Annotated in this window: 20 protein-coding genes; 9 read left to right on the top strand and 11 right to left on the bottom strand. The window is 73.3% G+C overall.

Annotated features, from left to right (window positions below):
• Positions 1-213: 213 nt before the first annotated feature.
• From ACFXMF_RS37260 to ACFXMF_RS37250, 3 genes are read right to left on the bottom strand one after another with little or no spacing between them, the layout of a single operon-like run.
• Positions 214-1,320 (bottom strand): XdhC/CoxI family protein, encoded by a 1,107-nt coding sequence (locus ACFXMF_RS37260; protein ID WP_360321736.1) that lies wholly within the window; start codon positions 1,318-1,320, stop codon positions 214-216.
• Positions 1,321-1,326: 6 nt separating this feature from the next.
• Positions 1,327-2,496 (bottom strand): VWA domain-containing protein, encoded by a 1,170-nt coding sequence (locus ACFXMF_RS37255; RefSeq protein ID WP_360321733.1) that lies wholly within the window; start codon positions 2,494-2,496, stop codon positions 1,327-1,329.
• Position 2,497: 1 nt separating this feature from the next.
• Positions 2,498-3,400, bottom strand: a complete 903-nt coding sequence (locus tag ACFXMF_RS37250) for a MoxR family ATPase (protein WP_360321730.1) — start codon at positions 3,398-3,400, stop codon at positions 2,498-2,500.
• A gap of 270 nt (positions 3,401-3,670) precedes the next feature.
• On the opposite strand from ACFXMF_RS37250, the gene ACFXMF_RS37245 reads away from it, so the two are divergent.
• Both ACFXMF_RS37245 and ACFXMF_RS37240 read left to right on the top strand, forming a co-directional pair.
• Complete coding sequence (locus ACFXMF_RS37245; RefSeq protein ID WP_360321727.1) at positions 3,671-4,948, top strand: sensor histidine kinase; 1,278 nt, start codon at positions 3,671-3,673, stop codon at positions 4,946-4,948.
• A gap of 36 nt (positions 4,949-4,984) precedes the next feature.
• Positions 4,985-5,659 carry a response regulator transcription factor gene (locus ACFXMF_RS37240; protein ID WP_360321724.1) on the top strand — a complete coding sequence of 225 codons (675 nt, stop codon included), beginning with the start codon at positions 4,985-4,987 and terminating at the stop codon, positions 5,657-5,659.
• A 21-nt stretch (positions 5,660-5,680) separates the two neighbouring features.
• Here the strand turns inward: ACFXMF_RS37240 and ACFXMF_RS37235 are convergent, their stop codons facing one another.
• Both ACFXMF_RS37235 and ACFXMF_RS37230 read right to left on the bottom strand, forming a co-directional pair.
• Entirely contained in the window at positions 5,681-6,436 is a 756-nt protein-coding gene (locus tag ACFXMF_RS37235; protein ID WP_379992056.1) for a nucleotidyl transferase AbiEii/AbiGii toxin family protein, read from the bottom strand.
• Between the two features lie 307 nt (positions 6,437-6,743).
• Positions 6,744-8,063 (bottom strand): aromatic acid exporter family protein, encoded by a 1,320-nt coding sequence (locus tag ACFXMF_RS37230; RefSeq protein WP_379992055.1) that lies wholly within the window; start codon positions 8,061-8,063, stop codon positions 6,744-6,746.
• A gap of 141 nt (positions 8,064-8,204) precedes the next feature.
• Here ACFXMF_RS37230 and ACFXMF_RS37225 point away from each other — a divergent pair, with 141 nt between their 5' ends.
• On the top strand, positions 8,205-9,524 hold the full coding sequence (locus ACFXMF_RS37225; protein ID WP_379992054.1) for a hypothetical protein: 1,320 nt from the start codon (positions 8,205-8,207) through the stop codon (positions 9,522-9,524).
• Between the two features lie 219 nt (positions 9,525-9,743).
• Here the strand turns inward: ACFXMF_RS37225 and ACFXMF_RS37220 are convergent, their stop codons facing one another.
• Positions 9,744-10,916 carry a serine hydrolase domain-containing protein gene (locus ACFXMF_RS37220; RefSeq protein WP_379992237.1) on the bottom strand — a complete coding sequence of 391 codons (1,173 nt, stop codon included), beginning with the start codon at positions 10,914-10,916 and terminating at the stop codon, positions 9,744-9,746.
• A 141-nt stretch (positions 10,917-11,057) separates the two neighbouring features.
• Complete coding sequence (locus ACFXMF_RS37215) at positions 11,058-12,161, bottom strand: hypothetical protein (protein ID WP_379992238.1); 1,104 nt, start codon at positions 12,159-12,161, stop codon at positions 11,058-11,060.
• Between ACFXMF_RS37215 and ACFXMF_RS37210 the strand changes: the two genes are divergently transcribed.
• From ACFXMF_RS37210 to ACFXMF_RS37200, 3 genes are all read left to right on the top strand, one after another.
• Positions 12,154-12,312, top strand: coding sequence for a hypothetical protein (locus ACFXMF_RS37210; RefSeq protein WP_379992239.1), 159 nt, complete (start codon positions 12,154-12,156; stop codon positions 12,310-12,312). The genes ACFXMF_RS37215 and ACFXMF_RS37210 overlap by 8 nt on opposite strands.
• 52 nt (positions 12,313-12,364) lie before the next feature.
• A complete protein-coding gene (locus tag ACFXMF_RS37205) occupies positions 12,365-12,820 on the top strand; it encodes a hypothetical protein (RefSeq protein WP_360321706.1) in 456 nt (151 codons plus the stop codon).
• 143 nt (positions 12,821-12,963) lie between these two features.
• Positions 12,964-13,248: a hypothetical protein gene (locus ACFXMF_RS37200; RefSeq protein ID WP_360321703.1), complete on the top strand. Its 285-nt coding sequence runs from the start codon at positions 12,964-12,966 to the stop codon at positions 13,246-13,248.
• On the opposite strand, the gene lanL is transcribed toward ACFXMF_RS37200, so the two are convergent.
• Together lanL and ACFXMF_RS37190 are read right to left on the bottom strand one after the other, a co-directional pair.
• On the bottom strand, positions 13,227-15,842 hold the full coding sequence (gene lanL / locus ACFXMF_RS37195; protein WP_379992240.1) for a class IV lanthionine synthetase LanL: 2,616 nt from the start codon (positions 15,840-15,842) through the stop codon (positions 13,227-13,229). The two genes, ACFXMF_RS37200 and lanL, sit on opposite strands and share 22 nt — an antisense overlap.
• Positions 15,843-16,096: 254 nt before the next feature.
• Complete coding sequence (locus ACFXMF_RS37190; RefSeq protein WP_360321697.1) at positions 16,097-16,267, bottom strand: SflA family class IV lanthipeptide; 171 nt, start codon at positions 16,265-16,267, stop codon at positions 16,097-16,099.
• A gap of 252 nt (positions 16,268-16,519) precedes the next feature.
• Here ACFXMF_RS37190 and ACFXMF_RS37185 point away from each other — a divergent pair, with 252 nt between their 5' ends.
• Positions 16,520-17,335, top strand: a complete 816-nt coding sequence (locus tag ACFXMF_RS37185; RefSeq protein WP_379992241.1) for a phosphatase — start codon at positions 16,520-16,522, stop codon at positions 17,333-17,335.
• A 49-nt stretch (positions 17,336-17,384) separates the two neighbouring features.
• Here the strand turns inward: ACFXMF_RS37185 and ACFXMF_RS37180 are convergent, their stop codons facing one another.
• Positions 17,385-17,825, bottom strand: coding sequence for a DUF5997 family protein (locus ACFXMF_RS37180; protein ID WP_360321691.1), 441 nt, complete (start codon positions 17,823-17,825; stop codon positions 17,385-17,387).
• Positions 17,826-17,883: 58 nt separating this feature from the next.
• Here ACFXMF_RS37180 and ACFXMF_RS37175 point away from each other — a divergent pair, with 58 nt between their 5' ends.
• On the top strand, positions 17,884-18,654 hold the full coding sequence (locus ACFXMF_RS37175) for a LysR substrate-binding domain-containing protein (protein ID WP_379992735.1): 771 nt from the start codon (positions 17,884-17,886) through the stop codon (positions 18,652-18,654).
• 42 nt (positions 18,655-18,696) lie between these two features.
• Here ACFXMF_RS37175 and ACFXMF_RS37170 read toward each other — a convergent pair whose 3' ends face one another.
• Entirely contained in the window at positions 18,697-20,043 is a 1,347-nt protein-coding gene (locus ACFXMF_RS37170) for an MFS transporter (RefSeq protein ID WP_360321685.1), read from the bottom strand.
• 358 nt (positions 20,044-20,401) lie between these two features.
• Here ACFXMF_RS37170 and ACFXMF_RS37165 point away from each other — a divergent pair, with 358 nt between their 5' ends.
• Positions 20,402-20,938 carry an LAETG motif-containing sortase-dependent surface protein gene (locus ACFXMF_RS37165; protein ID WP_360321682.1) on the top strand — a complete coding sequence of 179 codons (537 nt, stop codon included), beginning with the start codon at positions 20,402-20,404 and terminating at the stop codon, positions 20,936-20,938.
• Positions 20,939-21,022: the final 84 nt, after the last annotated feature.

The raw sequence follows: 21,022 nt of genomic DNA, 5'->3' as shown, positions 1-21,022 counted from the left end.
GGCCTGGTCACCCCGCCGGCGGACTGCTTCGTCGCGGCGATCCGGGCGCTGGCCGAGGCGGCCCCGCCGCTCGGCTGATCCGGAGGCAACCGCAGGGAGCCCGCCGCGCGAATCGCGCGGCGGGCTCCTTCGTGTGTGCGGTGCTCGGCTTCGGGGGCGCTCCGGCGGTGCTCCACCGCGTGGCCCGGCCCGCGATGCTCCGCCGGGTGGAGGTCAGCGGTGGATGCTGCCGTCGGTGAGCGACAGCGGGCGCGCGGAGCCGCCGTGCCGGGCCTGGATGATCTCGGCGAGCACCGCGATCGCGGTCTCCTGCGGGGTGCGCGCGCCCAGATCCAGACCGATCGGCGAGTGCAGCAGCGCCAGCTCGGCCTCGGTCACGCCCGCCTCGTGCAGCCGGACCAGCCGGTCGGCGTGCGCACGCCGGCTGCCCATCGCGCCGACATAGGCGAGCGGCAGCCGCAACGCCCGGACCAGGACCGGCACGTCGAACTTGGGATCGTGGGTGAGCACGCACACCGCCGTACGCCCGTCCACCCGGGTGCCCGCCAGGTAGCGGTCCGGCCAGTCCACCACCAGCTCGTCGACGTCCGGAAAACGCTCCGCCGTCGCGAACACCGGCCGCGCGTCGCACACGGTCACCCGGAACCCGGCCAACGCACCCATCCGGGCCATCGCCACCGCGTAGTCGTTGGAACCGAACACCAACAGCCGAGGGCGCGGCACGTACGAGCGCACGAAGACGATCTCGTCCTGCCGCACGCCCAGCGCCTCGACCGGCACCAGCGCGTCGCCGTCGGGGTGCGCCAGCGTGGTGCGATCCGCCGCGAGCAGCTCGCGCAGCGCCACCGTGAGCGCACGGCTCGCCTGGCCGTCGGCCTCCCGCTCCGGCCCGACCACCACCCGGGCGCCGAGCCGATCCCGGTCGGGCGTCGCGACCACGGTGGCGACCGCGAGCGGGCGACCCTCGCGCAGCGCGGCGATCAGCTCGGGAAACTCCGGATAGCGCGCCGGGTCGACCGGCTCGACGTAGACCTCCAGCGTGCCGCCACAGGTCAGCCCCACCATCAACGCGTCGTCGTCGCTGATCCCGTAGGCGGCGGTGCGCGGCCGGCCCTCCCCGATCACCTCCAGCGCCAACTCGTACACCGCGCCCTCGACACACCCGCCGGACACGCTGCCGAGCGCCACGCCGTCGGCGGACACCGCCATCACCGCACCCGCGTCCCGCGGGGCACTGCGCAGCGTGGACACCACCGTGGCCAGCGCGAAGGTGCGCCCGTCGCGGTACCACGCCTCCAGGTGGTCGAGCAGTTCACGCATCGTCGTTCACCCGGTCCGTCGTTCGTCGACCAGCAGTGCACACAATTCCTCCAGCGCGGCCAGGCTGTGCCCGGCGACAAAGTCGTCAACGTACGGCAGCGCCGCCGCCATACCGGCCGCAAGGGGTTGATACCCCTCCCGGGCCCGATGCGGATTCACCCAGATCACCCGATGAGCGAGCCGATGCAGGCGGGCCATGCCCACCGCGAGCCGATCCGGCTCGCCGCGTTCCCATCCGTCGGAGGCGATCACCACCACCGCGCCCCGGGCCACGCCCCGCCGACCCCAGTCGGCCAGGAAGGCGTGCAACTGGTCGCCGAGCCGGGTCCCGCCGCTGAAATCGGGCACCGCGGCGGACGCGGCGGCCAACGCCCGATCCGGGTCGGTGTGGCCCAGCTCCCGGCTGATCCGGGTCAGCCGGGTCCCGATGGTGAACACCTCGGTACCGCGACGCCGGCGCGCCGCGGCGTGGCCGAAGCGCAGCAGCGCGTCCGCGTACGGCGCCATCGAGCCGCTGACGTCCAGCAGCAGCACCAGCCGGCGCGGGCGCACCACCCGCTCGGCATACCGCAGTCGGTCGATCTCGCCGGTCCGCAGCGCCGCCCGCACGGTGCGGGCCCGGTCGATCCGGCCGTGTCGGGCCGGCCGCCGACGCCGGGTGCGGCGCATCGGGGCGGCCGGGCGCAGCAGCGCGAGCAGTCGGCGCAGCTCGGCGCGCGCGGCCGGATCGAGCAGGGCGATGTCGCGCCGGCGCAGGACCTCGGTGCGGTCGGCGGCGGCGACCCGCGGTTCGGCACCGTGCTCGTCCCGCTCCGGCGGGGCCTGCTCGGTGCCGGGCAGGCCGACGGCCCGCTCGACGTCGACGCCCGGCCGCCGACGCCCCGCCGGCGGTTGTTCGCAGCCGAAGTACGCGGTGAACGCGGCGTCGTAGCGGGCCAGTTCCTCCCGCGCGGAACACAACGTGAGTCGACCCGCCCAGTACGTACCCGAGCGCCCGTCGGCGCCCGACTCGGCGGCGGCGGTCAGGAACGCCTGCACCCGTCCCGGATCGGCCCCCACGCCGGCCGCCCGCACGGTGCGGGCGAAGGCGACCAGGGTGGCGACCCCGTCGCGGCGCACCGGTGCGGCGAGGGCGGCGCGCACCGTGGTGGCGTCCGGCACCCCACGCGCGGCCATCTCAGCCGCCTGCCGCGAGCAGCCGATCCAGCCCGTGCGCCCGTACGCTCGCCAGGTCCTCGCGATGCTTGAGCACCGCGCCGAGCGTGCGGGCCGCCGCGTCCGGATCCAGGTCGCGCACGCCCAGTACGAGCAGCGCGCAGGCCCAGTCCAGGGTCTCGGACACACCGGGCGGCTTGACCAGGTCGGCCGCGCGCAGTCGGCCCACGGCGCGCACCACGTCCTCGGCCAACCGGGTGCTCACCTCGGGCAGCCTGCGGCGCACGATCGCCACCTCGTGCGCGTGGTCCGGGTGATCGAGCCAGTGGTAGAGGCAGCGCCGTTTGAGCGCGTCGTGCAGTTCGCGGGTGCGATTGGAGGTCAACACCACCAGCGGCGGCACCTTCGCCGCGATCCGGCCCAGTTCGGGCACGGTCACCGCGAAGTCGGACAGCACCTCCAGCAGGAACGCGTCGAACTCGTCGTCGGCCCGATCCACCTCGTCCACGAGCAGCACCGCCGGTGCCGCCTCGATCGCCCGCAACACCGGCCGGGCGATCAGGTAGCGCCGGTCGTACAGGCCGGCCTCCAGGGCCGCCGCATCGGTCTCGCCCGCCGCGCCGGCCGCCCGCAGATGCAACATCTGGCGCGGAAAGTCCCAGTCGTACAGCGCCTGCGACGCGTCCAGACCCTCGTAGCACTGGAGCCGGAACAGCGGTAGGCGAAACGCGTCCGCCAGGGCCCGGGCCAGCGCGGTCTTGCCCACTCCCGGCTCGCCCTCGACCAGCAGCGGCCGGCCCATCCGCAGCGCGAGCCAGGCGGCGGTGCCGATGCCGTCCCCGGCCAGGTAGTCCACGCCGTCCAGCCGGGCGACCACCGCCTCGGGCCCGTCGACGTCCTCGCCGTCCCACCACGCCTCAGCCACGGCACACCCCTCGACGCGCATCCTGCCCGGCCCGTCGGGACGGGCGACCGGTGTTCAGTGGATATCGCTGTTCAGTACATGCTGTGCAGGCCGCGCACACGACGGCAACATCTGCCAAAGCAGGACGCGATCCCTGCACATCCGTGCCGGCGCGGGGCCACCGGATCCGCACCACTCGCGCACCGCGCGGCGATCTCCACCCAGCGTGGTAGGCACTTGTCGACCGTGGGTTCGACGACCGATCCGCGATCGCGGGCTACGCTGCGCCGAATGCGGGCGCGAACGCTGTGGAGCAGGCACGCCGTCACCCCTCCGCCGATCGTGGTGGACGCGATCCTGGCGTTGTCCTACATCGTGGTGAGTCTGCTGCTGGCCCACGAGGATCCCACCGGGGACTGGCGCAGGACCGACATGTTCGGCTTCGTGCTGATCGTGGTGATCAACTTGCCGCTGATCGTGCGCCGGCGCGCCCCGGTCGCGGTGCTCTCGGTGATGCTCGCGCTCCAGATCTGGTACATCGCGCTGGGTTACTGGCCGGTGGTCAATTCGCTGGGCACGCTGATGGCGACCTACACGGTCGCCGCGCACCGCCCGATCCGGAACCTGCTCTGGTGCGTGCCGGCGGTGGGTGCGACCTGGTTGTACGCCGGGCTGGCCGCGGACGGCGGTTCGATGGCCACCGTCGTCGCCCAAGTCCTGGTCGTGCCGCCGGGGATCTGCTGGTTCGGCGTCGCGGCCCGGCGGCTGAACGAACGCAACGCGCAGTACGCGGCGTTGACGCGGCGACTGGCGCGCGAGCAGGAGGCCCGGGCCCGGCGTGCGGTCACCGACGAACGGGTGCGCATCGCCCGCGAGTTGCACGACGTGGTGGCCCACCACGTATCGGTGATCTCGGTGCAGGCGGGGCTGGCGGAGTACGTGTTGAGGTCCGATCCGCCGACCGCCGAGGCGGCGTTGCGCACAATCGGCGAGACCACGCGCGAGACGCTGGACGAGATGCGCCGGATGTTGATGTTGCTGCGCGCGGACGACGAGGACATGTTCGACCCGGACGAGGCGCCGCCGGACGCCGCACGCGGGCGGACCGCCGACGATCGGCTGGATCCGGCGCCGGGGCTGGCCCGATTGCACGAGGTGGTGCGCCGGATCCGGGCGGCGGGGGTCGACGTGCGGCGCGAAACGGTGGGCGTCGAGCGCCCGTTGTCGCCGGGGATCGAGTTGTGCGCGTACCGGATCGTCCAGGAGGCGCTGACCAACGTGCTCAAGCACGCGCGAACCGCGAAGGTGGACCTTTTGGTCGACTATCGACCGCATCATCTGCGGATCACCGTGACCGACGACGGCGGCGGGCGGCCGATGGTCGCACCGCAGGGTTGCGAAGCGGGCACAATCGGTGGGGTGGCGGCGCACGGGTTGATCGGCATGTCCGAGCGGGCCAAGCTCTACGGCGGGACGCTCGTTGCGGGACGGCGGCCCGATGGGGGGTTCGAGGTCGACCTCGTCCTGCCGATCCCGGCCGAGGCCGCCGGGAGCGCCGGGGACGGCTAGGCCGCCGTGTACCGACGGGACGGAAGGAACGACGGGGTGACCAAGGTATTGGTGGTCGACGACCAGGTCCTGATCCGGGCCGGACTGGCCGCGTTGTTACGCGCGGCCCCGGGGATCGAGGTGGTGGGGGAGGCATCCGACGGGGCCGAGGCGGTCGACCTGGCCGCGAAGTTGCATCCCGAACTGATTCTGATGGACATCCGGATGCCCGGGATGAGCGGCGTGGTCGCCACCGAACGCGTCCTGGCCGCCGCCGAGGGCACGCCGCCTCGGATCGTGGTGCTGACCACGTTCGATCTGGACGAATACGTCTATGCCGCGTTGCGGGCCGGGGCGTCCGGGTTCCTGCTCAAGGAGATCGGCCCGCAGCGGTTGCTGGCCGCGATCGACGCGGTGATGGCCGGCGACATGTTGTTCGCGCCCAGTGTCACCCGGCGGCTGATCGAGACCTACGTCTCGTGCGCCGCCGCGGCCGGCGGCGGCGCGGTGCCGCCCGACCTGGAGGCGTTGACCGGGCGGGAGTTGGAGGTGCTGCGCCTGGTCGGCCGGGGCATGGCCAACAACGAGATCGCCGGCACCCTGGTGGTCACCGAGTCGACCGTCAAGACGCACTTCAACCGTGCGCTGGCCAAACTGAACCTGTCCAGCAGGGCCCAGGCGGTGGTGTTGGCCTACGAGACCGGCCTGGTCACGCCCGGCGGCCGGCGCTGATCGAGCACCGCGTGGGCGCGCTCACCCGGGTCGGTCGCCGGACGGTCCCTCCGCCGGGGTCACCGACTCCGCCAGTGCCGCGAGCTTGGCCAACACCCCGGGGTCCAGCGCGGCGGCGATCGGACGGCTGTGCCGGACGGAGAGCTCGGCGAACCGGTCCTGGAACCAGGCTCGGACGGCGGCGACCCGGGCGGCCGGCGCGCCGAACCGGGCGAAGTCCACGTCCTCGCGCTCGGTGACGTGCTTGAACGCGGTCAGGACGTCCTCGGCGCGCAATTCCCGGTCGTAGGCCAGGGCGAGGTCGAGCAACCGGTCGATGTCGTAGTGGTCGGAGAGCGCGAAGACGTCGAAGGCGTCCCGTACTTCCGAGCGCAGGGCCAGGGTGACCAGCTTGGCCGCGGCGAGGTCGTCGGGGTGCAGTACCGCGACGCCGGCCACGACGGCGGGCTCGTGCGTGCGCGGTGCGACGTGCAACGTGAGCGGCGTGCCGCGGCCGGGCCCGGCCGGGCGCACGTTCATCCGGACGAACGCCTTGCCGCCGGCCCTGCCGTCGACGGTGACCCGCCAACCCTGCTCGGTCAGGGCCGCGGCGATCGTGGTGCGGGCGGCGGTCAGGCGCTTGGCGTCGCGCGCCGCGAGCGCGAAGTCGACGCCGTCGCCGTCCCGGTCGACCAAGCCGTGTCGGCGCAGGCCCCGAGCCCCGGCCAGGGCGACCCCGAAGGGCTCGCCGGCTGTCGCGACGGTGTGGACGAGTTGTTCTTCGGGGCTGTGCGGCACGGTGTCCGGTCCTTGGCTTCGGGGCTCACAGGGTACGTGGGCACCGGCCCCCGGCGCCGCCCGCATCCGCGTACTCCGACGGTTGACCCGCTCGCCCCGACTACCGCGTCGGTTCGACCCGCCCCTCCACCCGGGACGGGATGCCCTCGCGGGCCCCGGCTGCTTGGCTGGACGCACAGCGGTTCGCCGGTCCACCCCGGATCCCCGGCACCCGACCGCTCGGCATGAGCTCGTACACGGGGGTGAGCTCAGGCCCGATCCAGGGCCGGCCGGTGCGAGACTCACGCACCGGCCGGCCCTCGGTCGGTCAGCGGCGGCGGCGCAGGGTGTGGCGGTGCAGGCGGCGGGGGACGCGCAGGAGGCGGTCGGTGGGGGCGACCACCCGGCGGAGGCGGTCCCGCAGCACCGGTGCGGGACGGATCACCGCGGCCCGCAGGCGACGGTCCTCGGCCAGGCGCCGGCGGCGCTCGTCGATCCGCTGCGCCAGGTCGCCCGGGGTGCCCGCGGGCCGGGTCTCGTCGACGAGCTTGTCGACCGCGGTCAGCAGGGTGCCGTACAACACCCAGCGGTCCGGGTTCTCGATCGAGTCGGCGAGCAGGATCGCCTCGGTGCGCGAGCGGTCCACATCCGCCTCGGTCAGCCGTTCGCGCAGCGTGTTCTCGGCCCGGGCGGAGTCCTCGGGGCGATCCTGGCCGTGCAGCACGACCAGGTGGCCGTACGCGGCGAACAGCGCGGCCAGCGAGCGGAACAGGCTGCGCAGCGACTGCTCGGTGGCCGGCGGGATCTCGGTGTACGCCGGTTCGCCGCGCTCGCCCCGCGCGTACAGCCCGCTCAGTGCCCGGCACACCATGCGCAGCGCCACCGCGCTGATCTCGGCGGTGTCCAGGCCGCTGCGCAGCGCGAGCACCCGCACCGTGGCCCGCCGGCCGCGCGGGTTGAGCCGGGTGCCCTCCTCGGCGGTGGACAGCGTCGCGTCCACCCGCACGATGTCCCGGTCGATCCGGCGGGCCTCCTCCAGCCAGCCGTGCGCGCGGTCGTGGCCGACGTCGGCCTCCAGTTCCCCGGCCATCGTGTCCAGGAGCCGGGTCAGCGCGGTGAACGCGGACATCACCGCCTCGTTCGCGGGCCGCACGTGCACGGGTGGCGCCAGGATCAGGGAGAACATCATGCCGACGGCCGCGCCGACCAGGGTTTCCGCGACCCGGTCCCACGCGGTGTCCCCGACCTGGCTGACGCCGAGCACGATCATCGCGCTGATCGCCACCTCGTTGATCGAGTCGCCGAGCCGGATCAGATGGCCCAGGCCGAGCGAGGCCAACAGCAGCAGGGTCAGGCTCCACCAGTTGAGCCCGACCGCCTCGCTGAACAACACCGCGATCAGCACCCCCGACACCACGCTGGCCACCCGCTGCACACCCGTGGTGAAGGTCGCGTACGAGGTGACCTGGACGACCAGGAGCGCGGTGAGCGGGGCCAGGATCGGCTGTGGATCGGGGCCGGTCAGGGCCAACGCGGTGACGTAGGAGGTCACCGCGGCCACGGTGGTGCGCAGGACCTGGGCGACCAGCGAGGTCTCGCTCTCCTTGACCCTGGACAGCGCCGCGGCGAGATCGACGTCCGACGGCATGCGACTCCCTTCTCTCCCGGTTCGCGGGCCCTCGTGGGGCGGATTTCCCTTGTATGCCCTGTTCCGGACGAGCACACCACGCGCCCGGGGCAATATCGCGATCATCCGGACGCGCGTGGGCGAGTGCGTGGTGGCGGCCCGTTGGATGCGCGCCGGCATCGGTTGCGCTCGCTGTCGCGGCTGCTCGCCGAGCTGACCGCGGAGCTGCACGAGAAGGGACTTCCGGTGGTCGAGGCGGTGTGGGATGCGGCCTACCGCGAACTCGGGCCGGACGGTGCCCGGTTGTACCGGTTGCTCGGCGGCGCCCCCGGCCCGGAGTTCACCCCGGAGACCGCGGTGGCCCTGCTCGGCCGGGGCCTGGACGCCGGCCTGGACGCGCTTGAGGAGTTGGAGACGGCGGGCCTGGTGGACGCCCGGGACGAATACCGGCGGTTGCCGGAGCTGTTGCGCGCGCACGCCCGGCGGCGGGCCGAACGGGACGGCAGCGCGGCGGAAACCACCGACGGGCAACGCCGGATCGTGCGTTGGTACCTGCGGCAGGCGCAACTCGCGGACGCGACGGCGGCGGGCGCCCGGATGACGCTGGCCGAGCGGGTGCCCGCGTTGCCGGAGGCGCCCGACGTGGTGTTCGCGGACAAGGCGCGGGCCGCGCGCTGGCTGGAGACGGAGCGGCACGCGCTGTACGGGTGCGTGCGGATGGCGTACGCGCACGGTCTCGACGCCGAGGCGTGGGGCCTGTGCGAGCCGTTGTGGACACACTTCCTCGACCACCGGCACTACGCCGACGTGCTGGACGCCTTCCGCACCGGCGTGGCCGCCGCGCAGCGGGCCGGCCATCCTCGCGCCGCGGCGCGGATGCGCTGCCAACTGGCCCGCCCATTGTGGGAACAGGGGGACTTCGCGGCGGCCGGGGACGAACTGGAGCGGGCGCTGGGCACGGTGGCGGCGCTGGGCGCGGCGACGGCGGCGGACCGCAAGCTCGGCGCGTCGACCGTGGAGTTTCGCGGCATGTTGCGGGCGGCGCGCGGGGATTGGGCGAGTGCGGCGGCGGATTTCGAGGCGGCCCGCGAGGTGCACCGGGCGATCGACAACCCGTACGGCGCGATGTTGATGACGTACCGCCTGGGCGAGGCCGCGGCGGCGCTGGGCGAATCGCGGCGCGCGGCCGAGTTGTTCGAGCGTGCCCACGCGGCGGCGGGCGAGCTGGGCCGGGAACGGATGACCGCCCGCACCGGATTCGCGCTGGGCACCGTGTTGGACACCCTCGGGCGCGCGGGCGAGGCGCGTGCGTTGTACGTGGCGGCGCTGGCGAGTGCGCGGGCCCGGGGCGCCCGTGCCGAGGAGGCCCGGATCCTGGACGCGCCGGCCGACTCCGCCGAGGCGGCCGGGCACCGGGTCGAGGCGGACGAGCACCGCGAGGCGGCCCGGGCGCTGCGGGCGGGGGAGGGGCCGGTGGACTGAGGCTCCGGGTGCTGCGTGCGAGGGAGTGGAGGCGGAGGCTTCGGACGCTGCGTGCCGGGGACGGGCGGGTGGGCCGGGGCTTCGGCCGGTGCGCGCCGGGCACGGGCGGATGGCCGGGGCTTCGGGCGTCCTGTTCGGCCGAGTAGTGGGCCGACGACGAGGATCCGTCCGGCCGGGTGCGCGGAGGCAAGCGGCCGGACGGATCCCGACGGGGGTGAATCAGCGGCACAGGGCCGTGAACACGACCTGGTCGACCCGGTCCCGGGCCGCCTCGTTGCCGAGCTGCATGGTGACCGCGACATTGGCCGCGCGGCCGTCGTCGGTGGCCCCGCCCCGGGTCTCGTAGCCGGGGAAACTGCCGCCGTGGCCCCAGTAGAGCCCGTTGCACGGCAGCGGCCTGCTCACCAGTCCCAGCCCGTAGCGGGCACCGGGGCCGAAGGTGCCCTCGGCCCCGGCGACGGTGGTGCGCATCTGGGCGAGCTGGGCCGGCGGGAGGAGACGACCGGCCAGGAGCGCGCCGTAGAACCGGTTGAGGTCGGTGTTGGTGGAGACCAGGGCACCTGCCGCCCAGCCCCAGGAGGGATCGATCTCGGTGACGTCGATCGGCGGCGCGTCGGGCGATGCCCGGTCGTAGCCCTTGGGGTGCGGCTCGCGGATGGTCGCGTCACCGGGGGCGGGGAAGTAGGTGTGGCGCAGCCCGATGCGCTTGATGATGCGCCGGTCCATCTCCTGGGCGAGGGGTCGGCCGGTGATCTTCTCGACGAGCATTCCGGCCAGTACGTAATTGGTATTGCTGTATGCCCATTTTTTCCCGGGGTCGAAGTCGGCCGGGTGTTGCAGGGCGATGTCCACGAGTTCGCGGGGTTCGAAGTAGCGGACCTCGTCCCCGAGGTGGTTGGTGTAGTTGGGCAGTCCGCTGGTCTGCTGGAGGAGGTGGCGCACGGTGATGTGGCGTCCGTCGATACCCTCGCCGCGGACCAGGCCGGGCAGGTAGGTGTCGATGTAGGCGTCGAGGTCGATCCGACCTTCGCCGACCAGTTGCAGTACGAGCACCGCGGTGAATGCCTTGGTGTTGCTGCCGATGCGCACCTGGCCGTCCTTGGGCACCTTCGAGCCGGTGGCCGTATCGCCGACGCCTGCGGTGTAGGTGCGGGTGTGGCCGTCACGGTCCTTGACGCTCGCCAGTCCGGCGGGCAGGTCGTCGGAACGCAGGAGTGCGCTCAGACCCCGCTGGACGGCGTCCGGCCGGGAGCCGGCCGACGCCGAGGGCGGTACGAGGACACTCATCGCCAGGACACCCACGGCCACCGCGGTCACGGCCGGCAGCGCTCTGCGCCCGCCGCCCTGCGGCCGTCCGGAAAAACGAAACCTCTGCCACGACTGCTCTCGCACGAGCCGAACTCCTACCGAATCTTTGGGGAACCAGCGTTGTCTGCCGGACCCAGCATGTCCGGATGCGACCGGCGGCAACGAGCGTGCCACCCGGCCGGTCGAGGTGGTGCCAGCACCCCGATCCGGCGGCGGCGCGGGCCGTCAAGGTCCGTCGGGCAGGTTCCCGAATGGGGCTTGTGGCTCGCTCGGTTCGGTGGGCGTGAGGTGCACGCGGAAGGTGTGGTCCCCGATCAGGCAGGCGATGGTTGCCGGGAGGTCGGGGTGTCGGGCCAGCCATGCGTGGGTGGCGCCGAGGACGGCGGCCGGGTCCGGGTGGTGCACTCGGCCGTGTTCTCGGTGTGGTTCGAGGTGCGCGGTGAGCAGGGCGCCGGCGCGGGTGCGGACGACGCAGTGTGACGGGGACAGGATCACCGCGGCCGTGCGGCAGCCGGGGAGGTCGGCCAGGATTCGGGCGGTCCAGTCGGCCGGGGTCCAGTCGAGGTGGTGGCCGGCGGCCTGCGCGGGTCGGGTGTGGCGGCGGTAGACGAGTGCGGCGCTCTGCAGGTGGCGGATGCCGGCCGGGCCGTATTCGGCGGCGATGTGTTGTGCGGGCATCGTGCCGTGGGTGGGGCGGCGCTCGACGTGCACCTCGTGGTCGCCGAGGCGGGCGCGGACCGCGAAGGCGGCGGGGGTGCGCAGCGGCGCGGCGGGGACCGGCAACACGCGGGCGGTGGCGGGCCCGGACGGCGGTGTGAGGTCGAGCAGCCGGTACAACTCGCCACGCAGCCGCTCCAACGCGTGGCCCTGCTCGGCGAACGCGGCCGCCGCGAAGGCGCGGACCGTGCCGGGACGGTGCGCGGCCAGCAGCGCGCCTATCCCGCCAGGGTCGGCCAACTGCGGGCTGTGGGCCAGCAGTTCGGCCATCGGGCTGCCGGGGATCAGCTCGTCGCCGCCGTCGTGGGCGCGGATGATCGGCCGATCCAGGGCCGCCGCGTACAGCGCGGTCGAGCCGTGGTCGGTGATCACCGCGTCGGCGGCGACCAGCAGCGCGGCCCACTCCTCGTGCGGCGCGGCCAGGATCATCCCGGCGTCGAGTGCGGGGGCGAGTTGCTCCTCCAGGTCGAACGTGCCGATCCGGCTGCGCTCGTTGGGGTGCACGATCAGGGCCAACTGGTAGGTGTCATACGGGAGTTCGGCAGCCAACTCGGCGGGCAGGCCGGGGCGGCGGCGGAGCAGCGACTGCGGACCCCAGGTGGAGGTGAGCACGAGCAGGGTGCGGGCGCCGGTGCCCAGGACCAGGCTGTACGAGCACGCCGGCGCTCGCTCCCAGGGGCCCTCCGGCCCGCCGCTGCTTGATCGCGGCGAGCGCCTCGCCGTCGAACTCGGAACCGGGCACCGGGAGGCGGAGCCCGCGTGAGCATCCTCGCATCCGCCTGCGGGTGTCGATGCCCGTGTGCACAATGTGGTTCATGAGTGAGTGGGGAATCGCGCTGATCGCAGCAGGATCGGCGCTCGCCGGTGGCCTGATCACCGGCTGGTTCGCCCGCAGCGCCGGAATCCGCCAGGCCGATGCGGCCCGGCACGCGGGCAATCGGCAGGCGGACGCACTCCTGGACACTGTGCGCACCACGCTCGACGAGCAGCGCGTCGAGCGGCTCCTGGACCTGCGTCGCCAGACCTACGTGCGATTCCTGGAGGCCGCGGAGACAGCGATCCTGGCGCAACGTGCCGGCACCGGGACTCCCCAGGACCTCCCCACCCTGCAACGTGCGTTCGCCGCCGTGCAGTTGGAGGGACCGCCCGAGGTCACCCGGACGGCGCGCGTGCTGACCGAGGCCGTCCGCCGACACGAAACCCCGGACCAGCTCGAACAGGCCCGTCAAGCCGTCCTTGCCGCCGCGCAACAGGCGCTCATGCGTTTCTGATCCCGGCTGATCCCGCTCGCCGACGGTCGCCGGGCGGGAGAAGGACAGGGACCCCGGTTGCGGGCGTTGGGGGACGGGCCAGGATGGAAGTGATGCCTTGCGACCGGTGGCATCGGTGACAGCGGCGCGTCTGGAGGACCGTCATGGCCATTCTCATGCAGGTCGATCTGGCGGGGGTCGGCAAGGAACAGTACGACAAGCTTTCCGCGCGGGTGCGGTCCGGCGAGATCCCGGCGCCGGGTTGCCTGGCGCACGTGGCGATCGCGACCGGCGACGGCGTACGGGTCATCGACCTGTGGGAGTCGCAGGCGGCGATGGATGCCTTCAGCGCTCTCCTGAGGCCGGCGGCCGAGGAGCTGGGCTTCCCGCAGAGCGGGACCCCGCCGCAGGTCACCGAGGTGCACGCCTACTGGGTCCCCGGCACGTAGACCTTCCGGTCGACGGCCTCGGGCGGTGCGACCAGGCGTTCGCCGCCCCGGTCCCGTACGCGACGCAGCAGGGACAGCACGCCGCTGCCGCCCGTGGCCCAGCCGGGATCGGTGCCGGCGAGGGTGTTGTCCGGGAACAACGGGCGCCGTACCGTGCCGCCGCTGCGCGCCAGGATCAGCGCCACCACGTCCTCGGCGGCCCGCCAGTGCTCGTCGTCACCGGTGGCGAGCGCGGCGTCCACGAGCAGTTCGCCGACTCCGGACAGGCCGCAGCACTGCGACACCAGGCTCATTCTCGGGGCGAGCACATGGCACAACCGGGCGCAGCGCAGGCCGAGTTCGAGCAGTTCCGGATCCTGCGCGGGTGCGCCCGCCGCGATCAGCACGGTGCCGATCCCGGCCATGCCCCGACACCAGGACCCGAAGTGCCGGGCGGCGTCCGGGCGGGCCGCCGAGGCCAGCAACTCCGGTGTCAGCGCGACGAGTCGATCCAGACCCCCGCGGGCGGCGCGGGCGAACACCGGATCGGCGTGGCCCGGAAGGTCCCGGCAGGCGTGCAGGAAATGCACGATGCCGGCGCTGCCGTGGGCGTAACCGTGGACGTAGGCCGCACGCGAGGAGGCCGGCGGCAGGTCGAGTTCGGCGTGTTCCGGGTCGGCGCGCCGGTCCAGGAGTTCCCCGGCGCAGGCGGCCGCGGCGGCCAGATGCGCGGCGGCCTGTTCGGCGCGCCCGGCCGCGTGTGCCTGGCGGGCCAGGAGGAGATGGCCGGTGCCGGTGCCCGCCGCGCCGCCGATCTGGTCGCCGGTGTCGTCGTACGGCAGCGGCTCGCTCGGGAACACCGGTGGTACGACGTCGCCGCCCGGCAGCGTGGCGGCGGCGCGCAGGAACAGCTCGACCCCGGTGCGCCCGGTGTACAACGCGCCCGGGAGCGCGCCCAGTTCGGGATGGGCCGCGGTGCGCCGGGCCAACTCGACGACCGCTTTCGGCACGCCCGGCCGGTCGAGGTGGTGCAGCAGTTCCAGGCCCACTCCGGCGGCGCCCGCGTAGAGCGTCAGCGTCGATCCCGGCCGTGGGCCGGATCCGGCGGGCAGGTCGGCGGCGGTGCGTACGCAGTCGCCCACGGTGTGGTCGATCACGTCGTCCAGGAGGCCGGCGGTGATCCGGGGCGGGGTCGGCAACCGGCGGGCGCGCGGCGGTTCGGGCAGGCCGGCCCGCAGGCGCCGGGCGCAGCCGATCCGCTCCGCACGATCGAGGTCGAGCAACCCGGCGACCAGGGCCCGGACCGGCCGGTGCGCGGCATCCGGCAGCGCGGCGGCGAGGCAGGCCAGCGTGCGGTCCCGGGCGATGGCCGGGTCGGGGTCGACGATCACCGGATCCATGCCGGTCAGCGCGTAGGACAGCGTCGCGCCCAGCGCGTACAGGTCGTCCGCGGGATCGGGCGGGTCCTCGCCCGAGCCCGTCGCCAGGGTGTACCCGGGGGTGCCGCCGGCCGGGCGGACCGCGCCCAGCGCGCTGATGCCGAAGTCGACCAGCTTGCAGGTGCCGTCCGTGTCGAGCACCACGTTGCCCGGTTTGAGGTCGCGCATCACCACCCCCAGCGCATGCATCCCGTCCAGGATCGCGAGCAGGCGGCGGGCCAGCACACTCACCCGGCGCCCGGGTTGCGCGTCGCCCGGGTAGGGGCCGTGCGCCGACACGTCGCGGCGCAGGTCCTGCGGGCCGCAGTCGGTGGTGACCAGGTACTCGTCCTCGCCGTGCCGCAGGTGGTCGAGCACCCGGGGCACACCGTCCGACCCGGCCAGGGCCGCCAGCACCGCGTGCTCGTGCCGCAACCGGCCTCGGGCGTCCACCCCGTCGCCGTCCTCGCCCGCGTACGCCCTGGCCTGTTTGATCACCACCCGCTCGCCGGTCGTGGTGTCCAGCGCGCGGTAGACGTCCCCGTGCGGGGAACGGGCGATGCCCGCGGTGAGCCGATATCGACCGCCGACCAGGCGGGCGGGTCGCCCCGGCGTGGGAGCGGGGGCACCGAACGGGTCGGCCGCCCACGGGGGTTGGCGGTAGCGGATGCTCGCCCGGCCGGGGAAGCGCTGCCCGTCGGGGCCGATCATCACCGATTCGGCGGCGCCGACGCCGAGCACCCGGAAGGGGCCGTAGCGGTAGTAGACGGGCGCGTCGGGTCGGACCCGGCGGTCGCTGAGCACACGCGGGCCGCCGTGACCGGTCAGTACGTCGGCCAGTTCCCGGCCCAGGGCAGCGACATCCTCGGTGCGTGGATAGACGGTGACCGCCTTGCCGACCACGGCCGGGCCGCGTACGCCGGCGTTCAGTTCCTCCAGGACGGCGGTGCCGGCCGCGAACTTGGCCAGGCAGCGGTAGCGCAGCAGCACCGGGACCAGCAGGTCCAGCGTCCGGGGGAAATCCTCGGGGCGGGCCGAGACGTGCAGTTTCCAACCGTGGTCGAGCGTGGGCATGCGCGGGTCGAACAGGTGCAGCCAGACGTCGTCCGCACGGCAACGGCGGTCGTGCCCGGCCACCAGCGTGTGCAACCGGTTGCGCAGCTCCTGTGCGGATCCGTTCGGGATCGAACGCACCATGCCCCCTCCCGCTCGTGCCGTTCGCTCGATCCGTTGCGGTCACCGGGCGGCGCGGCCGGGGCACCGGGGTGGGCGGCTGCCGGGGCGGCACCGGCGGGGGCGCGGGCCCGATCGGGTCGAGCGGTTCCGATCGGGCCGTGCGTGCCGGGTGCCTACGGACGAGCGAGCCGTCCGGATCCGCAGGCCCGACCCGGTTCGTCGAGCCGAGCCGCCCGTCGGGTCAGGCCGTCCGTCGGGTCAGGCCGTCCGTCCGGTCAGGACTTGAAGTCGCAGCCGACGCGGGTCGTCGCGGTCGGCCAGGGCTCGGGCAGACACGCCTCGATCCGGCGGTCCGGGTTCGATTCGTCCTCGAACTCGACCACTTCCTCCTCGACCTCGACGTCGAGCGGACCGGCGTCGCGGATCTCCATCGTTACGGGGCTCATATCGATCCTTCCTGCAAAAAAGGCGGGCAGATCAGTACACGAACCTTGCGTCCTACGGTCGTTCGCGGTCGGCGTCCACCACGCCTCGGTGCGGATGAGGCGGGTGGGTCGTCGTTACCGCGCCAATAGTCTCCACGGTGGACAACAAAAGGAGAACGTGTCGAATCGGCCGGCTTATGGCGGGATTTAGCGCTGGTGAACGAGCCGAGCCCGAGGCTCCGGTGCGCTGCGCGGGTGGGCACAATGGTCGACATGACGAAGCCGAACATCCCCCCGTCCCGCGACGAGTTGCTTCGGCATCTGGTGGCCACGCGCATCTCCGGCCCGGTGGCCACCCCCCGGGAGGTCAATCTGCGGCACTACGCCGAACTGGTGAAGGGCAACCGGCGCTTCTGGCTGGGCCTGGAACTGGGCGATCGCTGGACCCAGGAGGACGTGCTCGCCGTGATGGTCGAGCGGGCGGGGGTACATCCCGACCCCGAGCACCACTTCGGCCAGGACACCATCGACCCACTGCTCACGCTGGCCGGGCTCGACCGGATGGCCGCCGTCCTGCGCGACGCCGCCGCCCGTCGGCTGCGGGTGTTGCTCGCGACCGGACACCCCGGCGGCCTGCTGGACGTACACCGGGCCGTCGGCCGGGCACTGCGCGCGGCCGGCGCCGAGATCCTGGACATCCCACGCGGGCTGCACACCACCGAGGGCGACGACGAAACCAGCGGCAACGTGCGGCAGTTCGGCGACGTGGCGGTGCTGGAGCGCGGTGCCACGCTGTGGCACACACACGCGCCGCAGCCGATGAGCGCGATCCTGGACGCCCTCGACGCGGCCGGGCGGCCCCGGCCCGAGCTGGTCGTCGCCGACCACGGCTGGGCCGGTCGCGCGGGGCAATACGGCATTCCCACGGTCGCGTTCGCCGACTGCAACGACCCGGCCCTGTTCCTCGGCGAGGCCGAGGGCTCCGTCACGGTCACCGTCCCGCTGGACGACCACGTCGTGGACGCCCGGGACTACGCGCCGATGACCGCCTACCTGTTGGCGGCTGCGGGCCTGCCGGCCGAGGGCTGACACACGAACGGCGGTCGCCCGGTCTTCGGGGCGACCGCCGGACGGCGGGTCAGGAGCGCGGTCGGCGCGCCTTCGCGGGGCGCTTCTCGCTCTTCTCGGCGCTCTGCTCCGCGCTCTTCTCCTGGTTCTTCTCCTTGATCCGGATCGTTTCCTTCCGGACCTCGGCCTGGGTGGCGCGCTCCTGGCGCAGCCACTCCGGACCGTCTTCCTTCAGCGCGTCGATCTGCTCGGTGGTGAGGGCGTCGGTGATGCCGCCGCGAGCGAGGCCGGCGATGGAGACGCCGAGCTTGTTCGCGACGACGGGTCGCGGGTGCGGGCCGTTGCGGCGCAGTTCCTGCAGCCACTCGGGCGGGTCGGCCTGCAGCGCGTTCAACTCGTCGCGGGAGACGACACCCTCTTGGAACTCGGCGGGGGTGGCCTGGAGGTACACGCCCAGCTTCTTCGCCGCGGTCGCGGGCTTCATCGTCTGGGTGGTCTTGTGCGACGTCATGGTGTCCAGAGTAGCGACCGTGTGCGGTGCCTCCGATCATGGCCGGTAGCCTGACGTGGTGACAGGCTCGGAAGTACCCACCCCGTTCCGGCTCGCGTACGTTCCGGGGGTGACCCCCACCAAATGGGTGCGGGTCTGGAACGAGCGGCTGCCCGACGTCCCGTTGACCCTGATCGCGGTGTCCGCCGCCGCCGCGGCCGACCTGCTGCGCGCGGGCGAGGCCGACGCGGGGTTGGTGCGGCTGCCGATCGAGCGGACCGACCTGAGCGCGATCCCGCTGTACACCGAGACCACGGTGGTCGTGGTGCCCAAGGACCACGACGTCGCGGGAGTGGACGAGGTGGTTGCCGAGGACCTGGCCGACGCCGTGGTCCTGCATCCGCTCGACGACACCCTGGAGTGGGCGCAGCGCCCGGGGGAGCCCGCGAAGGAGCGGCCCGCGAGCACCGAGGACGCGGTCGAACTGGTGGCGGCCGGGGTGGGTCTGCTCGTCGTCCCGCAGTCGCTCGCCCGTCTGCACCACCGCAAGGACCTCACCTACCGGCCGGTGACCGACGCGCCCGAATCGCGCGTCGCGCTGGCCTGGCCGGAGGCCCGGACCACCGACCTGGTGGAGGAGTTCATCGGGATCGTCCGGGGCCGCACGGTCAACAGCTCGCGCGGCCGGACCCCGACTCCGCCACAGCCGAAGGCCAAGTCCCAGCGCCCCGACGCCTCCGGAGCCAGGCGCAAGCCCGGCGCGGCCGGCGGGTCGGCCGGGAAGGGTGCCCGCGGCGGCCCCGGCGCGGGCAAGGGCGGCAAGCGCGGCAAGCCCCGCGGCCGCTCCTGACCCGAGCGGCCGCCGGGGCGACGGCGATTTCGCCGGCCGGGTTCACGCCTTCGCAGCGGCAGCCGGCGCGGGATGGAGGGCCGGTTCCGGCACGCCCTCCGGGACCACCCGGAACAGGGCGATCGCGCCGACCAGGCTGATCGTGCACATCGCCACCAGGTACCAGGTGACCCCGGTCGAGGAGTCGCCGGAGTTCAACAGCGCGGTGGAGATCGTCGGTGCCAGCCCGCCACCCAGTACCGCGCCGAGTTGCAGGACCAGCGAGGACCCCGAGTAGCGCACATGCACCGGGAACGTGTCGGCGATGATGCCGCCCTGTACACAGTGCGTGACCGGAATGATGAGCCCCATGCCGGCGAGGGCCAGAACGGCGAGCGCCGAATTCCCGGTGTTCAACAACGGGAAGAAGGCGATACACCAGACCAGGATCGCGGCCGAACCGCCGATGAACATGGTGCGCCGGCCGTATCGGTCGGCAATTCGGGTCCACAGCGGAATACTCGCGAACCAGAGCACGGCGGCGGCCGAGATGCTCAGGATCAAAAAGCGCTTTCCGTAGTCGAGGTGTTTGGTGCCGTAGGACAGCGTGAACACCATGAAGACATAGGCGACGGCCGAATTGGCGACCACGGCCAGCAGGGTGAGACCGAGTCGAGGGAAGCCGACCTTGAATGCCTCGGCGAGTGGGAAACGGACCACGTGGTCCTGTTCGCGTGCCTCGTTGAAGGAGGGGGATTCGGTGACCCGCAGGCGGATCACCAGGCCCGCCGCGACCAGGATGAAACTCATCAGGAACGGGATGCGCCAGCCCCACCCGGTGAACGCGTGATCGCTCATCCCGGTGCTGACGGCGAGGAACACCAGGTTGGCCAGAACCAGCCCCGCAGGCGTCCCCATCTGCGGAAATCCCGCGTACAGGTTACGTTTTCCGGCGGGCGCGTGCTCCATGGACATCAGCGTCGCGCCGGCGCCCTCGCCACCGAGTCCGATGCCCTGGACGATGCGCAGCAGTACGAGCAGGACCGGTGCCCAATAGCCGATCGTGTCGTAATTGGGAATGACGCCGATCAGGGTCGAGCCGATGCCCATCAGCAGCAGCGACACCACCAGGGTCGCCTTGCGGCCGATACGGTCGCCGAAATGGCCGAAGACCAGACCGCCCAAGGGTCGGGCGACGAATCCCACCGCGAGCGTGCCGAAGGAGGCCAGCGTGCCCGCCGCCGGGCTCAGGGACGGGAAGAATTGTTTGTCGAAGATGAGTGCGGCGGCCGTGCCGTAGAGAAAGAAGTCGTACCACTCCAGGGTGGTGCCGGCCAATGTCGCGACGGCCGTTCTGCGTGCGGCCTTTCCGCCGTCGTCCACGCTCTTTGTCGGAGCCGAATTACGCATGGGTGACCTATTCACTCGGGGGCGGGTGGACACTCCGCAAAGCCGTTGCGGCGGCCGATGTTCACAGCGCGTTAACATGGATCCTGACCCCGGGAGACATCACATACAAATGCCGAATTCGCGGTTCGTTATACCCGTCTCGGTATGAAGGTGCGCCACCCGCGACGCGGTGGCGGTCCCTGCCCGGTTCGCGGCCGGGGTTGCCGCCGGGGTTCGCGGCTCGGCGATTTCGAGCCCGGTGAAAAAAGTTCTCCCGGATCGGGAACCCGGCACGTGGCCGCGCGTCTGGATGTCCGTCACTCGATGGTGGCGGCCTCCGGAAGCCCGGTGGTCCGTTCGATGCCCCACAAGGAGAACGGTGTTCATTCCCTCCCCGCGTCCCCCGCGCCGCACGACGGCCGCGCCGCACGGCGGCCGGTCCCGGGTCCTGGTCGGCCGTGTCCTCGGCGCCGGCCTCGTCCTGGCGGCTTCGGCCGTGCTGGTGGCGCCGAGCCCGGCGCTGGCCGCAGACGGCGCGCCGGCCGGCTCGGCCCGCGCCTCGGACGGCCGGGTCGCCCCGTCCACCGCGCCCGGTCAGCCCCGCGCCTCGACGCCGACCCCGCCCGCCGACCCCGGGGCGCCCGCGGCCAACCGTCCGGATTCGCCGTCCGTACCCCCGACCGCCCGACCGGGCAACCCGTCTCGGCCGCCGACCGACGAGGGGCGACCCGCCGGCAGCGACCCGGCCGTCTCGCCGCCCGGCGCGCGGCCCGGCTCGCCGACCGCGCCGCCGCGCCTGGCTGAGACCGGCGGTGACGACAAGACCGCGCTGTACGTAGGCGGCGCCGCGGGGCTGCTCCTGCTCGGCGGCGGCGCCATCGTGTTCGGCCGACGTCGCGGGCGTACCGCGGCCTGATCCGAAGCCCGGAACCGGGCGGGGGGGGGTGGGCGGCGCCGGACCCCCCCCCCCCGCCCGGCCCGCGCGCCCCCCCCCGCCCCC

The organism is Embleya sp. NPDC059213 (assembly GCF_042754445.1).
GTDB lineage: Bacteria > Actinomycetota > Actinomycetes > Streptomycetales > Streptomycetaceae > Embleya.
Note: the sequence above shows the minus strand (reverse complement) of the source record. Positions and strands in the feature narration are given on the sequence as shown.